The following is a 14,768-nucleotide window of genomic DNA, read 5'->3' as shown; positions in this document are numbered from 1 at the left end:
CCCGTGCGCCGCGGCGCTGCCCCCGGGCGGCCGGCCGGTCAGCCGTCCTCTCCGGCGGCCAGTCCCGCCGCCGCCTCGTGCATCGCCAGTTCCAGGAGCGCCGCGTCGGTCAGCGTGCCGGAGCCGTCCGGCGTCACCAGCCAGCGGACTCCCCTGGCGGAGCGGCCCGGATGCGGCACGACGATCCAGGTGCCGGCGCCCGCGGTGCGGATGCCGGTGCCGAGCCAGCGCGCCGCCGTCCCCGGCGCGACGAAGAACCCCATGCGGTCGTCGCCGAAGTCGACGAGCACCGGGCCCGGCCGGTCGAGGATGCGGGTCAGCACGTCGAGGGTGGGATAGCCGAGCGTGCCCGGCAGGATGAGCACGTCCCAGGCCCGGCCCGCGGGCAGCAGCGCCACCCCGAGCGGGTTGCGCTCCCATTCCCAGCGACATGCCTCGGGATCCGGTGCGACGGATGCCAGCCAGTCGACCGCCGTCTTCGCCCCAGCCATGTGAGGACCTCCCTTTCGCTCGTGGAACGCGGTCGCGTCCACAAGGGGGAGAGGGGGGTCGGCACCGAGCATTACGCGGGTTCGGACCACTCGTTCGAGTGAACCGGCCCACACCCCGCGAACCGGCCCCCGCGGGCCGCGACGGAGAGGCTCAGCTGTCGAAGCCGAGGCCCAGTCGGTCCATGGTCCTCAGCCACAGATTGCGCCGGCCGCCGTGCGCGTCGGCGCGGGCCAGGGACCACTTGGTGAGCGCGATGCCGGTCCAGGCGAAGGGCTCGGGCGGGAAGGGCAGCGGTTTCCTGCGGACCATCTCCAGCCGTGTCCGCTCGGTGCTCTCCCCCGCCAGCAGGTCGAGCATCACCTCCGCGCCGAACCGGGTCGCGCCGACGCCCAGGCCGGTGTAGCCGGCCGCATAGGCCACCTTCCCCTGGTGCGCGGTGCCGAAGAACGCCGAGAAGCGCGAGCACGTGTCGATCGCCCCGCCCCACGCGTGGGTGAAGCGGACGCCCTCCAGCTGCGGGAAGCAGGTGAAGAAGTGCCCGGCGAGCTTGGCGTACGTCTCGGGCCGGTCGTCGTACTCCGCCCGCACCCGGCCCCCGTAGGGGTAGACGGCGTCGTACCCGCCCCACAGGATCCGGTTGTCGGCGGACAGCCGGAAGTAGTGGAACTGGTTGGCGCTGTCCCCGAGTCCCTGCCGGTTCTTCCAGCCGATCGAGTCGAGCTGCGCCGGGGTCAGCGGTTCGGTCATCAGCGCGTAGTCGTAGACCGGGACGGTGTACGCCCGCACGCGCCTGACCAGGTTCGGGAAGATGTTCGTGCCCAGGGCCACCTGCCGGGCGCGGACCTGGCCGTACGGCGTGCGGACGGCCGTCCCCGCCCCGTACGGCTTCAGGTCCAGCGCGGGCGTGTGCTCGTACACCCGCACGCCGAGGCGCGCGCACGCCTGCTTCAGGCCCCAGACGAGCTTGGCGGGGTGCAGCATGGCCACGCCCCGCCGGTCGTGCAGGCCCGCGAGGAAGGTGGGCGAGGCGACCTGCTCGCGCACCGCGTCCGCGTCGAGGAACTCGATGCCGTCGGCGAGGCCCCTGCTCTCGAGTTCCCCGTACCAGTCGCGCAGTTCCCGGGCCTGGTACTCCTCGGTGGCGACGTCGATCTCGCCGGTGCGCTCGAAGTCGCAGTCGATCCCGTGCCGGGCGATCGCCGTCTCGATCGCGTCGAGGTTGCGCATCCCCAGGTCCTCCAGCCGGTGGATCTCGTCCGGCCAGCGGGCCAGCCCGTTGGGCAGCCCGTGGGTGAGGGAGGCCGCGCAGAACCCTCCGTTGCGGCCCGAGGCGGCCCAGCCCACCTCGCGGCCCTCCAGCAGCACCACGTCCCGCTGCGGGTCGCGCTCCTTGGCGACGAGAGCGGTCCACAGTCCGCTGTACCCGCCCCCGACGACCAGCAGATCGCAGGTCTCGGGGCCGGTGAGCGCGGGTTCGGGACGGGGCCTGCCCGGGTCTTCCAGCCAGTACGGGACCGGCTGTGCGTCGGAAAGAGAAGTGATCCACCGGTTCATGGCGCCTGCGGCCATGATGTCAACTCCCTACGGGCCTGGCGGCTTCGGGCTCTGTGCCTTATGCCTTCTGCTTGTTGCGGCGGCTGCCGACGATCATCGACGTCAGCACCAACAGGACGGCGACCAGGAACATGGCCGTGCCGATGACGTTGATCTGGACGGGCGTTCCGCGCTGCGCCGAGCCCCACACGAACATGGGGAAGGTGACGGTCGAGCCCGCGTTGAAGTTGGTGATGATGAAGTCGTCGAAGGAGAGCGCGAAGGCGAGCAGCGCGCCCGCGGCGATCCCGGGGGCCGCGATGGGCAGGGTGACGCGCAGGAACGTCTGCGCCGGCCCGGCGTAGAGGTCCTGGGCGGCCTGTTCCAGCCGGGGGTCCATCGACATGACGCGCGCCTTGACCGCCGTCACGACGAAGCTCAGGCAGAACATGATGTGCGCGATGAGGATCGTCCAGAACCCCAGCTGCGCGCCCAGGTTGAGGAAGAGGGTGAGCAGCGAGGCGGCCATGACGACCTCGGGCATCGCCATCGGCAGGAAGATCAGCGAGTTCACGGCGCCCCGCGCGCGGAAGCGGTAGCGGACCAGCGCGAAGGCGATCATCGTGCCGAGAAGGGTGGCGCCGAGGGTCGCCCAGATCGCGATCTGGAGGCTGAGCGACAGTGAGCCGCACAGGCCCGCGACCCCGCAGGGGTCCTGCCAGGCGTCGGTGGAGAACTGCTGCCACTCGTAGTTGAAGCGGCCTTTCGGCTTGTTGAAGGAGAACACGGTGACGACGACGTTCGGCAGGAGGAGATAGCCGAGCGTGAGGAGTCCCGCGATGACCACGAAATGGCGCTTGAGCCAGTTGACGAGGGGCATTTAGACCAGATCCTCCGTCCCCGACCTGCGGATGTAGAAGGTGACCATGAAGAGGATCGCGGCCATGAGGATGAAGGAGAGGGCCGCCGCCGTCGGATAGTCCAGCACGCGCAGGAACTGCGTCTGGATGACGTTTCCGATCATGCGGGTGTCGGTCGAGCCGAGGAGTTCCGCGTTGACGTAGTCGCCGGCCGCCGGGATGAAGGTGAGCAGGGTGCCGGAGACCACGCCCGGCATCGACAGCGGGAAGGTGACCTTGCGGAAGACGGTGGCCGGCCGGGCGTACAGGTCGCCCGCCGCCTCGTGCAGCCGTCCGTCGATGCGCTCCAGCGAGGAGTACAGCGGAAGGATCATGAACGGCAGGAAGTTGTACGTCAGACCGCAGACCACCGCGAGGGGCGTGGCGAGGACGCGGTCGCCCGACGTCCAGCCGAGCCAGCTGGTGACGTCGAGGACGTGCAGTGTGTTCAGGGCGCCGACGACGGGGCCGCCGTCCGCGAGGATGGTCTTCCAGGCGAGGGTGCGGATCAGGAAGCTGGTGAAGAACGGCGCGATCACCAGGATCATGATCAGGTTGCGCCAGCGGCCGGCCCGGAAGGCGATCAGGTAGGCCAGCGGGTAGCCGAGCGCCAGGCACAGGATCGTGGCGGCGCCCGCGTAGAGGACCGAGCGCAGGAACTGCGGCCAGTACGCGCCGAGGGCGTCCCAGTAGGTCGCGAAGTGCCAGGTGACCTTGTAGCCCTCCTCCAGGGAGCCCGTCTGCACGGACGTGGAGGCCTGGTAGATCATCGGCAGGGCGAAGAACACGACCAGCCAGAGCAGGCCGGGCAGCAGCAGCCAGTACGGCGTCAGACGGCCGCGTCTGCGGGGCGGCTTCTTCGTCGGCGCGGTCGGGGAGAGAGGCGGGGGCGCCCCGGTGAGCGTCGCCATCTCAGACCGCCGTCTCTTCCTGGATGCCGGCCTCGATGTCCTGCGCGGCGTCCAGGCCGAAGGTGTGGACCGGGCTCCAGTGCAGGACCACGTCGGCGCCGGGGACGAGCCGGGCGTCGCGGTCGACGTTCTGGGCGTAGACCTCGAACTCCGGACAGACCGAGCTGTCGATCACGTACTGGGTGGACACGCCGATGAAGGAGGAGTCGGCGATCTTCCCGGTGATCCGGTTGCGGCCCTCGGGGATCTCGCCGGCGTCGTCGGCGTGGGTCAGGGAGATCTTCTCGGGGCGTACGCCGACCAGTACCCGGCCGCCGTTCGCGGTGGGTGCGGAGCAGCGCGCCACGGGCAGCACGAGCTTGCCGTCGCCCGCCTTGAGCACGATGTCGTCACCGGCCCTGGAGTCCACCTCGGCCTCGATCAGGTTGGAGGTGCCGAGGAAGTTGGCGACGAACGTGGTGTGCGGGTTCTCGTAGAGGTCGGCCGGGGAGCCGAGCTGTTCGACGCGGCCCCCGTTCATCACCGCGACCGTGTCGGCCATCGTCATGGCCTCCTCCTGGTCGTGCGTGACGTGCACGAAGGTGATGCCGACCTCGGTCTGGATGCGCTTGAGCTCCAGCTGCATCTGGCGGCGCAGCTTGAGGTCGAGGGCGCCGAGCGGCTCGTCGAGCAGCAGCACCTTGGGGTGGTTGATCAGGGCGCGGGCGACCGCGACGCGCTGCTGCTGGCCGCCGGAGAGCTGGTGGGGCTTCTTGCGGGCCTGCTCCCCGAGCTGGACGAGCTCCAGCATGTCCTCGACCTGCTTCTTCACGCTCTTGATGCCGCGCCGGCGCAGGCCGAAGGCGACGTTCTCGAAGATGTCGAGGTGCGGGAAGAGGGCGTAGGACTGGAACACGGTGTTCACGGGCCGCTTGTAGGGCGGGAGCGCCGTGACGTCGTGGTCGCCGAGGTGGACGGTCCCGGTGGACGGTTCCTCCAGGCCGGCGATCATGCGCAGGGTGGTGGTCTTGCCGCAGCCGGACGCACCGAGCAGGGCGAAGAAGGAGCCCTGCGGGACGGTCAGGTCCAGCGGGTGCACGGCGGTGAAGGAGCCGTAGGTCTTGCTGATGCCGGTGAGGCGGACGTCGCCGCTGCCGCTGTCGGTCGTCTTCATCGTCGTCACGCCCCAGTGAGCTTTGCGAACTTGGCCTGGTAGGCGGCCTCTTCCTTCGAGCTCAGGGAGCGGAAGGCGTGGGACTTCGCCTGCATGGCCTTGTCGGGAAGGATCAGCGGGTTGTCCGCCGCCGACTTGTCGATCTTGGCGAGGTACGGTTTCACGTCCGCGACCGGACTCACGTAGTTGATGTACGCGGCGAGTTCGGCGGCCGGCTCGGGCTCGTAGTAGTAGTCGATCAGCCGCTCGGCGTTCGTCTTGTGGCGCGCCTTGTTGGGGATCAGCAGGTTGTCGGTCGACGTCATGTAGCCGCTGTCCGGGATGATGTAGGCGACGTCGGGGTTGTCCGCCTGGAGCTGCACGATGTCGCCGCCCCAGGCCACGCAGGCTGCGAGGTCGCCCTTGCTGAGGTCGGACGTGTAGTCGTTGCCGGTGAAGCGCCGGATCTGTCCCTTGTCCACCGCCTTCTGGAGGCGGGCGATGACCGCGTCGTAGTCGTCGTCGGTGAACTTCCCCGGGTCCTTGCCCATGTCGAGCATGGTCATCCCGACGGTGTCGCGCATCTCGGTCAGCAGGCCGACGCGGCCCTTGAGCGCCGGGGTGTCGAGCAGGTCGGAGACCGACTTCACCTCGACGCCGTCGAGCGCCTTCTTGTTGTAGGCGACGACCGTCGAGATGCCCTGCCAGGGGTACGAGTAGGCGCGGCCCGGGTCCCAGTCGGGGCTGCGGAACTGCTCCGACAGGTTGGCGAAGGCGTGCGGCAGGTTCGACGCGTCCAGCTTCTGGACGTAGCCGAGCCTGATCATGCGGGCGGCCAGCCAGTCGGTGAGGACGATGAGGTCGCGGCCGGTGTCCTGGCCGGCGGCGAGCTGCGGCTGGATCTTGCCGAAGAACTCGTCGTTGTCGTTGATGTCCTCGGTGTACTTGACCGTGATGCCGGTCCGCTTGCGGAACGCGTCCAGCGTGGGGCGGTTCTTCCCGCTGTCGTCGACGTCGATGTACTCCGGCCAGTTGGAGAAGTTGACTACCTTCTCCTTCGCCGAGTGGTCGTCGGCGGAGACGCCGCCCTGTGACTTGCCAGCCGCGGGGATCCCGCAGCCGGCCAGCGCTCCGAGGCCGCCCAGGGCGAGCGCGCCGCCGGCGGAGGTGCGCAACACCGACCGGCGGGTCATGGCCGCCCTGCCGTTGCGGAGACTGCGCCGCACGGCGGCCGTTTCGGCCGGGCTCGGGCGGTCGGGCTCGTACTGCTGCATGCGCGTGGTGCCCTTTCGGGAGGTCCGGCCGTGGTCTGCGGCCGTTCGTCGTCGCTTATGAGTCCCCGAAGACCGTGCGGTGCCAGGGCTTGCGGGCCACCGCCGTGTTATCGAACATAACGTGCTTTAGCTGCGTGTACTCCTCGAACGAGTACGCTGACATGTCCTTGCCGAAGCCGGATGCCTTGTAACCGCCGTGCGGCATCTCGCTGATGATCGGGATGTGGTCGTTGATCCACACGCATCCGGCCTTGATCTCGCGTGTCGCACGGTTGGCCCGGAAGACGTCCCGGGTCCACGCGGAGGCCGCGAGCCCGTAGGGGGTGTCGTTGGCGAGCCGGATGCCCTCCTCGTCGGTGTCGAACGGCAGGACGACCAGCACCGGCCCGAAGATCTCCGACTGGACCGCCTCGCTGTCCTGGGCGGCGTCCGCGATCAGGGTGGGCAGATAGTAGGCGCCGTTCTTGAGCTCGCCCTGGGGCGCCTCGCCGCCCGTCACCACGCGCGCGTAGCCGCGCGCCCGGTCGACGAATGCGGCGACCCGGTCGCGCTGGGCGTGCGACACGAGGGGGCCGAGGTCGGTGCCCGCGGCGAACGGGTCGCCGACCCGCACGGTCTCCATCAGGGCGGCCGTCCGCTCGACGAAGGCCTCGTAGAGAGGCCGCTGCACGTACGCGCGCGTGGCGGCCGTGCAGTCCTGCCCGGTGTTGATGAGCGAGCCGGCGACCGCGCCGTGGACGGCGGCCTCCAGGTCGGCGTCCTCGAAGACGACGAAGGGCGCCTTGCCGCCGAGCTCCAGGTGGAGCCGCTTGACGGTCGCGGTGGCGAGTTCCGCGACCCGCCTGCCCACGGCGGTGGAGCCGGTGAAGGAGGTCATGACGACGTCGGGGTGGCCGACGAGGCGCTCGCCCGCCTCCCGTCCGGTCCCGTTGACGATGTTGATCACGCCGTCGGGGATTCCGGCCTCCGACGCCGCCGCGGCGAACAGCAGCGAGGTGAGCGGGGTGAGCTCGGCGGGCTTGAGCACGATCGTGTTGCCCGCGGCGATCGCCGGGAGGATCTTCCAGGCCGCCATCTGGAGGGGGTAGTTCCAGGGCGCGATGGAGCCGACGACGCCGATGGGTTCCCGGCGGACGTACGAGGTGTGGTCGCCCGAGTACTCGCCGGCGGACTGGCCCGCGAGATGCCGGGCGGCGCCGGCGAAGAAGGCGGTGTTGTCGATCGTTCCGGGGACGTCGAACTGCCGGGTCAGCTTCAGCGGCTTGCCGCACTGCAGGGACTCGGCGCGGGCGAAGTCGTCGGCGCGGTCGGCGAGCACCGCGGCGAGACGGTGCAGCGCGTCGGAACGCTCGCCCGGCGTGACGCCCGCCCAGCTGGGAAACGCGGCGCGGGCCGCGGCGACGGCCGCGTCGACGGTGTCCGTGCCCGCAAGGTGGTAGGTGTAGACCTCCTCGCCGGTGGCGGGGTCGATCACGGCGTGGGCGCGCCCCGAGTCGCCGCCGGCGAGGCGGCCGTCGATGTACTGGGCGCCCTCCGCGAACAGCTGCTGTGCGGGGAACCGGTCCTGCATGTCGCTCTCCTCCGCCTTCGCCCCGCTGTGCGCGGGGGCGGGTGGCGTAGCTCCAGGCTGATTTGATTGCCGATCCTGACAGAGCAAGGGCACTCCAACAAGTGATTCCGTTGTTGCCTTTTGGTTACGCGACGGAATCTGTCGACGGGGCGTAGACCAGGTGTCGAGTCGCGCCGGAAAAGGCGGGACGCTCTGTCAGTGGCGCGTGCCATCCTCAGGTGCATGGAGATGATCGACAGCCGGGAGTCGCTGGTCAGGGCGGTCCGGTCGGGGGTGGGAGTCAAGTACCTGCACTTCTGGGGCCACCGGCCGCGACCGGACGGTGGGATCGGCGCGAGCTGCCTCAGCCAGTGGTGGCCGTCACCGTTCGTGGTCGACGGCGTCGGCTATGCGACCGCGGAGCACTGGATGATGGCCGCGAAAGCGCGGCTCTTCGAGGACCGGGAGGCAAAGGAGCGGGTGCTGGCCGCCACGTCGCCCGCCGAGGCGAAGAAGGAGGGGCGGCTGGTCCGCGGCTTCGACGAGGCGACATGGGAGCGGGAGCGGTTCCGGATCGTCGTCGAGGGCAGCGTCCACAAGTTCGCCTCGGACCCGGCGCTGAGCTCGTTCCTGCTGGGCACCCACTCGAGGGTGCTGGTCGAAGCGAGCCCGATGGACCGGGTGTGGGGCATCGGCCTGGCCGCGGGCGACGCGGCCGCGTCGGACCCCGAGCGCTGGCGCGGCCTGAACCTGCTGGGCTTCGCCCTGATGCAGGCCAGGGAGCGGCTGCTGACCCGGGCCTGAGACACCGGGGAGGGCGCGGCAGACGCGTGGCCCGGAATCCGGCGCCGGACCGGGGGCGTCGGGGCCGGGCCGGAATGCGCCGGGGCCGGGCGGGGGACGTCCACCGGTCCGGCCGCGTGTTCCACCGCGTGTTCTGCCGCGGGTTCTAGGGGGCCACGATCGCCAGGATGCCGACGCCGATCGCCAGCACCGTGCCCACCACGCCGCAGATGATCCCGGCCAGCGCCTGACCGGGGTTCGAGGCCTCACCCCGGCGGGCCTTCCCGCGCCCGATCGCGCCGAACACGATGCCCAGGATGCCGAAGACGATGGCCAGCGGCCACAGACAGAAGACGACGGCGGCGAGGATTCCGAGCACCAGTCCGGCCACGCCCGTGCCGTTGTTGTCCCCGACCCCGCCGCCGGCCCAGCCGTAGAGGCCGGGCACTCCGCCGTAGTGCGGGTGGGACGGATAGCCGTAGCCGCCGGGGTAGCCGTACGGGATCTGCCCCGGCCCGTCGGGGGCGATGGGCGGCGGAGGCACCGGGCCGCCCTGGACCGCAGGGGCGTAGTGGCCGGGAGGCGGGCCGCCCGCGGCCGTGGCGGGATCCGGCGGCGGGAAGCCGCCGAGCGTGCCGTGCGGCTGCGGCCTCCCGAAGGGATCGGCCCAGGGCTGCGGCGTCACGCCGGGCAGCGAGGTCATCGTCCGCTGGTCGTGGACAGAGGGCGGCGCCTGGCCCTGCCCGGCGGGGCCGGCGCCGGAGACCTGCGGTTCGTTCGCGGCGACGGTGTGGCCGGGGCCGCTCTGCGCCGCGCCGCCGGGCGCCGCCCACGGGTTCGGCGGGGGCGGCGCGGCAGCGCCCTGAGCACCGCCGGCCGGGGCGGCTTTGCCCAACGGCACCCGTGGCGTCGCCCCGGGCTCCGCGTCCCGCGGTTCGTCCGTCGGGCCGGAGGCTGGGGCGGGCCACGGGTCGCGGGCGTCGTCACCGGCCGGAGTCGGCGCGTCGTCGGACATGCGTGGATCCCCTCTGTCGCCGCCCGACCGGGCGGCCGCCCCTGCGTTCCGTCACCTGTACGCCGTTCCACCCTGCGTACGTTCCGTCATGCTACGGCCCGTGGCCGCCGGGGACGGCAGCGGGCCGCACCCCGCGGCGGGACCGAAGGCCGCCTCGCACCACTCCACGCCGCCGCAACCTCCGTACCTCCGCGCCGCCGAATCCCCGCGCCGGCGCGACCTCCGCGCCTCGTGCGGCCGCACCTCCCGCCCGCGCACCTCCGCGCCTCGCGCCGCCGCGCCGCCCCCTACGATGACCGGGACTCATCGATCAGCCGATCACCCGCGTCCCGTCCGGCCATGCAGGGCCCGGGGCGCCGTCCCGGGGAGGACCCCATGACCGACCGCCTCGACGCACACTCGGCAGCCGCTCCCGGCTCCCCGGCCTCCGGCGCGCCCGCAGGGCCCACCGCCGCGGCGGCGACCGGCGCCCGCGATCTGCACGCCTTCGTCGCCGGGCTGCCCAAGGCCGAGCTGCACGTCCACCACGTCGGCTCCGCGTCTCCCCGCATCGTCTCAGAGCTGGCCGCCCGGCACCCCGATTCCAAGGTGCCCACCGACCCCGAGGCTCTCGCCGACTACTTCACGTTCACGGACTTCGCCCACTTCATCGAGGTCTACCTGTCCGTCGTCGACCTCATCCGCACCCCCGAGGACGTCCGGCTGCTCACCTACGAGGTCGCCCGGGACCTGGCCCGTCAGCGGGTGCGGTACGCCGAACTGACCGTCACCCCCTTCTCCTCGACCCGGCGCGGCATCGACGAACGCGCCTTCATGGACGCCATCGAGGACGCCCGCAAGGCGGCGGAGGCGGAGTTCGGGACCGTGCTGCGCTGGTGCTTCGACATCCCGGGCGAGGCGGGTCTCGAGGCCGCCGAGGAGACGGCGCGGCTCGCCACCGACGACCGGATCCGCCCCGAGGGGCTGGTCTCCTTCGGGCTCGGCGGGCCCGAGGTAGGTGTGGAACGTCCGCAGTTCAAGCCGTACTTCGACCGGGCGATCGCCGCCGGGCTGCGGTCCGCGCCGCACGCCGGCGAGACCACCGGGCCGCAGACGGTGTGGGACGCGCTGACGCATCTGCGCGCCGAGCGCATCGGGCACGGCACCAGCTCCGCGCAGGACGAGAAGCTGCTCGCGCACCTCGCCGAACACCGCATCGCCCTGGAGGTGTGCCCGACCTCGAACATCGCCACGCGGGCGGTCCGCACCCTCGACGAGCACCCGATCAAGGAGTTCGTGCGGGCCGGCGTCCTGGTCACGGTCAACTCCGACGACCCGCCGATGTTCGGCACCGACCTGAACAACGAGTACGCGGTGGCCGCCCGGCTGCTCGACCTCGACGAGCGGGGCGTCGCCGATCTCGCGAGGAACGCCGTCGAGGCGGCCTTCCTGGACGAGGCCGGGAAGGCCCGGCTGCGGACCGAGATCGACGCGTACACCGCCGGGTGGCTCGCTCCCTGACCGGAGCGCCACGCCCCTGCGGGCCCGGGCCGGGGGCCGACTCCCGCGCAGGGCCCCGCACGGGTCCCGCACAGCCCCCGGTCCGGGTCCGGGTCCGGCCACAATGGACCCATGCAGAACGTGACCGCCGTGGCCCATCGCGGCGACCCCTACCGGCTCCGTGAGAACACGATCGCTTCGCTGCGCTCCGCGCTCGACCTGGGCGCGGACGCCGTGGAGTGCGACGTACGGCTCACCAGGGACGGCGTGCCCGTGCTGCTGCACGACGCGACGCTGAAGCGGCTGTGGGCGCAGGACCGTCCACTGGCCTCGCTGTCGGCGGCCGAGGTGCGCGGGCTCACGGCCGGCGCGGTGCCGACCCTCGGGGAGGCGCTCGCGGCGACCGAGGGCAGCCGGGTGATGCTCGACCTGCCCGGCACCCGCGAAGTCGGCGCCGCACGGCGGATCGTCGACGCCGTGCGCGAGGCAGGGGCCGCGGACCGGGTGTACTACTGCGCGGGCCCCGTCGCGATGCTCGCCGTGCGCGCCGCCGACCCGTCCGCCGAGATCGCGCTCACCTGTACGAGCCTGGCGCCCCCGCGCCCCGCGCTGCTCGCGGCGGTGGGTCCGCGCTGGCTCAACTACCGCTTCTCCCTGGTGGACCGGGAGCTCGCCGCGCGCGTCCACCGGGACGGCCGCCTGCTCTCCGTGTGGACCCCTGACACCCGCCGTTCCCTGCGCCGGCTCATCGGCCTGGGCGTCGACTCGATCACCACGAACCGCATCGACCTCCTGGCCGCGCTGCGCAAGGAGGGCTGAGCCCTCTCCCCCGAGCGCTCACACCGCGGGCGCCGCCCAGGGGTTCGGGCCGATCTCCGCCAGCCGCAGGATCTTCCGGCGCACGACCCACAGCGGGACGACCCCGAACACGCCGAAGGACATGTCGATCACGCTCCACCACAGGGGGATGCCCCGGATCGGTCCGCAGATCAGCGCGAGCGGGACGATCCCGGCGCAGGCGATCATCGCGAACTCCACCACCCACACGTTGCGGACCGGGTCGCGGTACGGGCCGTAGAAGGCGACGGCGATCACGAGGTGGGCGAAGGCCAGCCAGTCCGTGCCGTAGAGGAGGAACGGGTAGTCGGCGTCGGCGGTGTCGAGGCCGCGCCGCACTCGCTCGATCCACTCCATGGCGCCCGGCAGCCGCTCCGGCACGGACAGCGCGCGCAGCAACTCCTCCGTCCAGCGCAGTTCGTGGACGAGCGGGAAGGCCGTGACGCCGCTGAGCACCAGGCACACGACGAAAAGGACCAGCCAGACACGAATGCCCTTCACCAGGGCGGCTCTGTCGCTCATGGCGGCAGCGTACGCCGAAATTGAACATGTTCAAAACATGGGGCGCCGGCAGCGGGCGACCGGGCGGCGGTAGGGGACAGCGGCACGAGCGCGGGATCGGCGGGTCAACGCCTCCCGGTCGCGACGGACGGCGTGGCGGACCGCTCGCTCGTCCCCGAGGGAACGGCGCGGATCCCGGCCGGCGACGACGACGGCGCCGGTGACGGCGGTGACGGCGACCGGTCGGAGCTACGGGCGTCGGTGGAGGCAGCGGTGTCGGTGGGAGCAGTCGGGACCCGGGCGTCCGGCGCCCGGCTCTCGGCCGTCCCCTCGGTAGGGTCCTCGGCGACCGGGCTCAGCGGAGGCGTCGGGGCGGGCACGGTCGCCGGTCCGCTCGCCGGGGGCGGCGCGAGCGGGATCGAGGGCCGCGGCGGCCCGGACGCGGCCGGACGCAGCGGCAGCAGGACGGCGAGCGCGGCGACGGCGCAGGTGGCGCCGGCCGCGGCCGCGGCGCGCAGGGTCCGGCGGCGGCGCGCACCGCGGCGGATCCTCTCGTAACTTCCGGCGGGCGGCGCGAGACGACCGGAGGGGGGCCGCAGAACGACGGCGAGGGGATCCTCGGGGGCGAGGTCCGGGCGACCGTCGTCGAAGCCGTCGTCGAAGTCGTCAACGGGCGTGATCAAGGCTTCTCCTCAGGTGGGCGCGGAGCAGTTCGCGGGCCGCGTGCAGATCGGCCTTCACGGTCCCTTCCTTGCGCCCGGTCAGCGCGGACACCTCCCGGATCGGCATGTCAGCGTAGTAGTGAAGCAGGATGGGGACGCGCAGCCGGTCGGGCAGGGACTGCACGAGCATCCGCACCGAGGGGTCGGCCGGTTCGGCGGCGGGGGCGATCGCGGCCTCGGCGGTGGCGCGGCGCACGGCCCGGCGTTCCCGCTCGAGCTTGCGCCAGTGATCGCGGACGAGGTTGGCGGCGGTGACGAAGAGGAAGCCCTGGGGCTCCGCCACCGACGTCCAGCGGGCCCACAGCCGGGTGAACGCCTCCGACGCGATCTCGTGCGCCGTCTCGTCGTCGTCGACGAGACGGCGGCACCAGCCGGCCAGGCGTGGATAGAGCGCGGCGAACAGCTCGGACGCCGCCCTGTCGCGCGAGCGTGACCGTTTCAACGTTCTCCCGCAGAACTGCTCGAGCCGCTCGACGCGACGCCCGGCCCGGACTTCGACCCCGCGTCCGACCCCGCGTCCGCCCCCGTGCTCAGCACGGCGAAGACGATCACGTTGTCACGGTATCCGTCGCCGCTGCGGGGGCCGCCGCAGGTGATGAGACGCAGTTCGGGGCGGTCCACGTTCCCGTAGACGTCCTCCGTCGGAAAGCGCGCCTTGTCGACGGTACGCACCTTGGTGACCGCGAACTCGGCCGTCGTGCCGTTCTCCAGACGCGCCGCGATCCGGTCGCCGGCGTGCAGCCGGCTCAGGCGGCGGAAGACGCCGTCGCCGTACCGGCCGACCGTGACGTGACCGAGGATCACCGACGGTCCCGTCTGCCCCGGCGTCGGCGAGTGCTCGTACCAACCCGCCCGGTCGTGCCGCTCGACGGGAGGCACCTGGACGCTGCCGTCGGCGGCCAGCCCCAGCCGCATGACCGGGGTGTCGACGCCGATGGCCGCGATCCGCAGCCCGACCGGCGCCGACCGGGCGAGCGGACGCGCCGCGGGCCGCCCGGCGGACCCCGAGGAGGCCGAGGAGACGGCGGGGCCCGAGGCGGCCGTGGAGGCAGCCGGCGGCGTCCCGGCCGTCGAGCCGCCGGCGCAGCCCGCGAGCAGCAGCACGGCCAGGGCCGTCAGGACCGGGGCGCGCCTGGAGAGGGGGTTCATGCGCCGGACGCCCTCCGACGGCGTACGACGAGGAAGACCACGCCGGCCGTCGCGGACGCCGCGGCCGCGCCGCCGATCAGTGCGCCGTGGTCCTCGGACGACGGCTCGGCGACACCGGTCCTGGCTCCTCCCCTGGGCACCACGCCGACCTGGCTCGGCACGGCCGCAGGCGTCCTTCCCGACTCGGCGGGAGCGGTGGTCGGCATGGCGGAGGCGTCGGCCGGGGCCGGGGAGGCGGCCCGCCCCGCGGTGGAGGGCGCGGGGGTGGGAGTCCCCGAGTCGGCGAGTGCGGGCGTCGCGGCCGCCAGCAGGGCGGTGCCCGCAACTGCCAGGCCGGCCAGGCCCGTTCGGGACATGAGTCGCATGAATCGCTCTCTTTCGTCGGTCCGTTGACGGATCGGACGAAGAGACGAGACAGCCCGCGACCGGGTTGTAAAGAGATGGCAAAGCCGAGTGATTCGAGCGCGCGGCCGCCCGCCCGCACCACGGGCC

At 72.3% G+C, this 14,768-nt stretch carries 15 protein-coding genes and 1 pseudogene; 3 read left to right on the top strand and 13 right to left on the bottom strand.

The annotated features are described in order from the left end of the window. Window positions 1-38: 38 nt before the first annotated feature. The 7 genes from ACH4ZA_RS21535 to ACH4ZA_RS21505 all read right to left on the bottom strand — a co-directional run bounded on the left by ACH4ZA_RS21535 (window position 39) and on the right by ACH4ZA_RS21505 (window position 7,811). Window positions 39-491, bottom strand: coding sequence for a hypothetical protein (locus ACH4ZA_RS21535; RefSeq protein ID WP_319280379.1), 453 nt, complete (start codon window positions 489-491; stop codon window positions 39-41). Between the two features lie 151 nt (window positions 492-642). Continuing rightward, entirely contained in the window at window positions 643-2,061 is a 1,419-nt protein-coding gene (locus tag ACH4ZA_RS21530; protein WP_398430977.1) for an NAD(P)/FAD-dependent oxidoreductase, read from the bottom strand. Between the two features lie 43 nt (window positions 2,062-2,104). Beyond that, window positions 2,105-2,905, bottom strand: a complete 801-nt coding sequence (locus ACH4ZA_RS21525) for an ABC transporter permease (RefSeq protein ID WP_319280374.1) — start codon at window positions 2,903-2,905, stop codon at window positions 2,105-2,107. Next, the gene (locus ACH4ZA_RS21520) at window positions 2,906-3,835 is read right to left on the bottom strand and encodes an ABC transporter permease (protein WP_319280372.1); all 930 of its coding nucleotides are present in this window, start codon (window positions 3,833-3,835) and stop codon (window positions 2,906-2,908) included. Window position 3,836: 1 nt separating this feature from the next. Beyond that, window positions 3,837-4,997, bottom strand: a complete 1,161-nt coding sequence (locus ACH4ZA_RS21515; RefSeq protein WP_319280369.1) for an ABC transporter ATP-binding protein — start codon at window positions 4,995-4,997, stop codon at window positions 3,837-3,839. Beyond that, window positions 4,994-6,241 carry a PotD/PotF family extracellular solute-binding protein gene (locus ACH4ZA_RS21510; protein WP_398430974.1) on the bottom strand — a complete coding sequence of 416 codons (1,248 nt, stop codon included), beginning with the start codon at window positions 6,239-6,241 and terminating at the stop codon, window positions 4,994-4,996. The genes ACH4ZA_RS21515 and ACH4ZA_RS21510 overlap by 4 nt, the downstream gene beginning before the upstream one ends. 55 nt (window positions 6,242-6,296) lie before the next feature. Next, window positions 6,297-7,811, bottom strand: a complete 1,515-nt coding sequence (locus tag ACH4ZA_RS21505; RefSeq protein WP_398430972.1) for a gamma-aminobutyraldehyde dehydrogenase — start codon at window positions 7,809-7,811, stop codon at window positions 6,297-6,299. 222 nt (window positions 7,812-8,033) lie between these two features. On the opposite strand from ACH4ZA_RS21505, the gene ACH4ZA_RS21500 reads away from it, so the two are divergent. Further along, a complete protein-coding gene (locus tag ACH4ZA_RS21500) occupies window positions 8,034-8,594 on the top strand; it encodes an NADAR family protein (protein ID WP_319280363.1) in 561 nt (186 codons plus the stop codon). A gap of 145 nt (window positions 8,595-8,739) precedes the next feature. On the opposite strand, the gene ACH4ZA_RS21495 is transcribed toward ACH4ZA_RS21500, so the two are convergent. Beyond that, entirely contained in the window at window positions 8,740-9,588 is an 849-nt protein-coding gene (locus ACH4ZA_RS21495; protein WP_319280360.1) for a DUF4190 domain-containing protein, read from the bottom strand. A 305-nt stretch (window positions 9,589-9,893) separates the two neighbouring features. Between ACH4ZA_RS21495 and ACH4ZA_RS21490 the strand changes: the two are divergent. Next, window positions 9,894-11,088: pseudogene (locus tag ACH4ZA_RS21490) on the top strand (adenosine deaminase). A gap of 111 nt (window positions 11,089-11,199) precedes the next feature. Next, the gene (locus ACH4ZA_RS21485; RefSeq protein WP_319280355.1) at window positions 11,200-11,886 is read left to right on the top strand and encodes a glycerophosphodiester phosphodiesterase; all 687 of its coding nucleotides are present in this window, start codon (window positions 11,200-11,202) and stop codon (window positions 11,884-11,886) included. Window positions 11,887-11,904: 18 nt separating this feature from the next. Here ACH4ZA_RS21485 and ACH4ZA_RS21480 read toward each other — a convergent pair whose 3' ends face one another. The 5 genes from ACH4ZA_RS21480 to ACH4ZA_RS21460 all read right to left on the bottom strand — a co-directional run bounded on the left by ACH4ZA_RS21480 (window position 11,905) and on the right by ACH4ZA_RS21460 (window position 14,632). Further along, window positions 11,905-12,426, bottom strand: a complete 522-nt coding sequence (locus tag ACH4ZA_RS21480) for a hypothetical protein (protein WP_319280353.1) — start codon at window positions 12,424-12,426, stop codon at window positions 11,905-11,907. Between the two features lie 104 nt (window positions 12,427-12,530). Continuing rightward, window positions 12,531-13,088: a hypothetical protein gene (locus ACH4ZA_RS21475; RefSeq protein WP_398430969.1), complete on the bottom strand. Its 558-nt coding sequence runs from the start codon at window positions 13,086-13,088 to the stop codon at window positions 12,531-12,533. Beyond that, on the bottom strand, window positions 13,072-13,569 hold the full coding sequence (locus tag ACH4ZA_RS21470; protein WP_319281967.1) for an RNA polymerase sigma factor: 498 nt from the start codon (window positions 13,567-13,569) through the stop codon (window positions 13,072-13,074). The genes ACH4ZA_RS21475 and ACH4ZA_RS21470 overlap by 17 nt, the downstream gene beginning before the upstream one ends. Then, window positions 13,566-14,276: a class F sortase gene (locus ACH4ZA_RS21465; protein ID WP_319281965.1), complete on the bottom strand. Its 711-nt coding sequence runs from the start codon at window positions 14,274-14,276 to the stop codon at window positions 13,566-13,568. Before ACH4ZA_RS21465 ends, ACH4ZA_RS21470 begins: the two co-directional genes overlap by 4 nt. Beyond that, window positions 14,273-14,632, bottom strand: a complete 360-nt coding sequence (locus ACH4ZA_RS21460) for a sortase-dependent protein (protein WP_319281969.1) — start codon at window positions 14,630-14,632, stop codon at window positions 14,273-14,275. Before ACH4ZA_RS21460 ends, ACH4ZA_RS21465 begins: the two co-directional genes overlap by 4 nt. Between the last annotated feature and the right edge of the window lie 136 nt (window positions 14,633-14,768).

The organism is Streptomyces sp. NPDC020597 (genome assembly GCF_044335095.1).
GTDB lineage: Bacteria > Actinomycetota > Actinomycetes > Streptomycetales > Streptomycetaceae > Streptomyces.
Note: the sequence above shows the minus strand (reverse complement) of the source record. Positions and strands in the feature narration are given on the sequence as shown.

Excerpts from the sequence above, each read along its gene's own strand:
- ACH4ZA_RS21535 (WP_319280379.1), bottom strand. The coding sequence starts at position 491 with ATGGCTGGGGCGAAGACGGCGGTCGACTGGCTGGCATCCGTCGCACCG.
- ACH4ZA_RS21530 (WP_398430977.1), bottom strand. The coding sequence starts at position 2,061 with ATGGCCGCAGGCGCCATGAACCGGTGGATCACTTCTCTTTCCGACGCA.
- ACH4ZA_RS21525 (WP_319280374.1), bottom strand. The coding sequence starts at position 2,905 with ATGCCCCTCGTCAACTGGCTCAAGCGCCATTTCGTGGTCATCGCGGGA.
- ACH4ZA_RS21520 (WP_319280372.1), bottom strand. The coding sequence starts at position 3,835 with ATGGCGACGCTCACCGGGGCGCCCCCGCCTCTCTCCCCGACCGCGCCG.
- ACH4ZA_RS21510 (WP_398430974.1), bottom strand. The coding sequence starts at position 6,241 with ATGCAGCAGTACGAGCCCGACCGCCCGAGCCCGGCCGAAACGGCCGCC.
- ACH4ZA_RS21505 (WP_398430972.1), bottom strand. The coding sequence starts at position 7,811 with ATGCAGGACCGGTTCCCCGCACAGCAGCTGTTCGCGGAGGGCGCCCAG.
- ACH4ZA_RS21500 (WP_319280363.1), top strand. The coding sequence starts at position 8,034 with ATGGAGATGATCGACAGCCGGGAGTCGCTGGTCAGGGCGGTCCGGTCG.
- ACH4ZA_RS21495 (WP_319280360.1), bottom strand. The coding sequence starts at position 9,588 with ATGTCCGACGACGCGCCGACTCCGGCCGGTGACGACGCCCGCGACCCG.
- ACH4ZA_RS21485 (WP_319280355.1), top strand. The coding sequence starts at position 11,200 with ATGCAGAACGTGACCGCCGTGGCCCATCGCGGCGACCCCTACCGGCTC.
- ACH4ZA_RS21480 (WP_319280353.1), bottom strand. The coding sequence starts at position 12,426 with ATGAGCGACAGAGCCGCCCTGGTGAAGGGCATTCGTGTCTGGCTGGTC.
- ACH4ZA_RS21465 (WP_319281965.1), bottom strand. The coding sequence starts at position 14,276 with ATGAACCCCCTCTCCAGGCGCGCCCCGGTCCTGACGGCCCTGGCCGTG.
- ACH4ZA_RS21460 (WP_319281969.1), bottom strand. The coding sequence starts at position 14,632 with ATGTCCCGAACGGGCCTGGCCGGCCTGGCAGTTGCGGGCACCGCCCTG.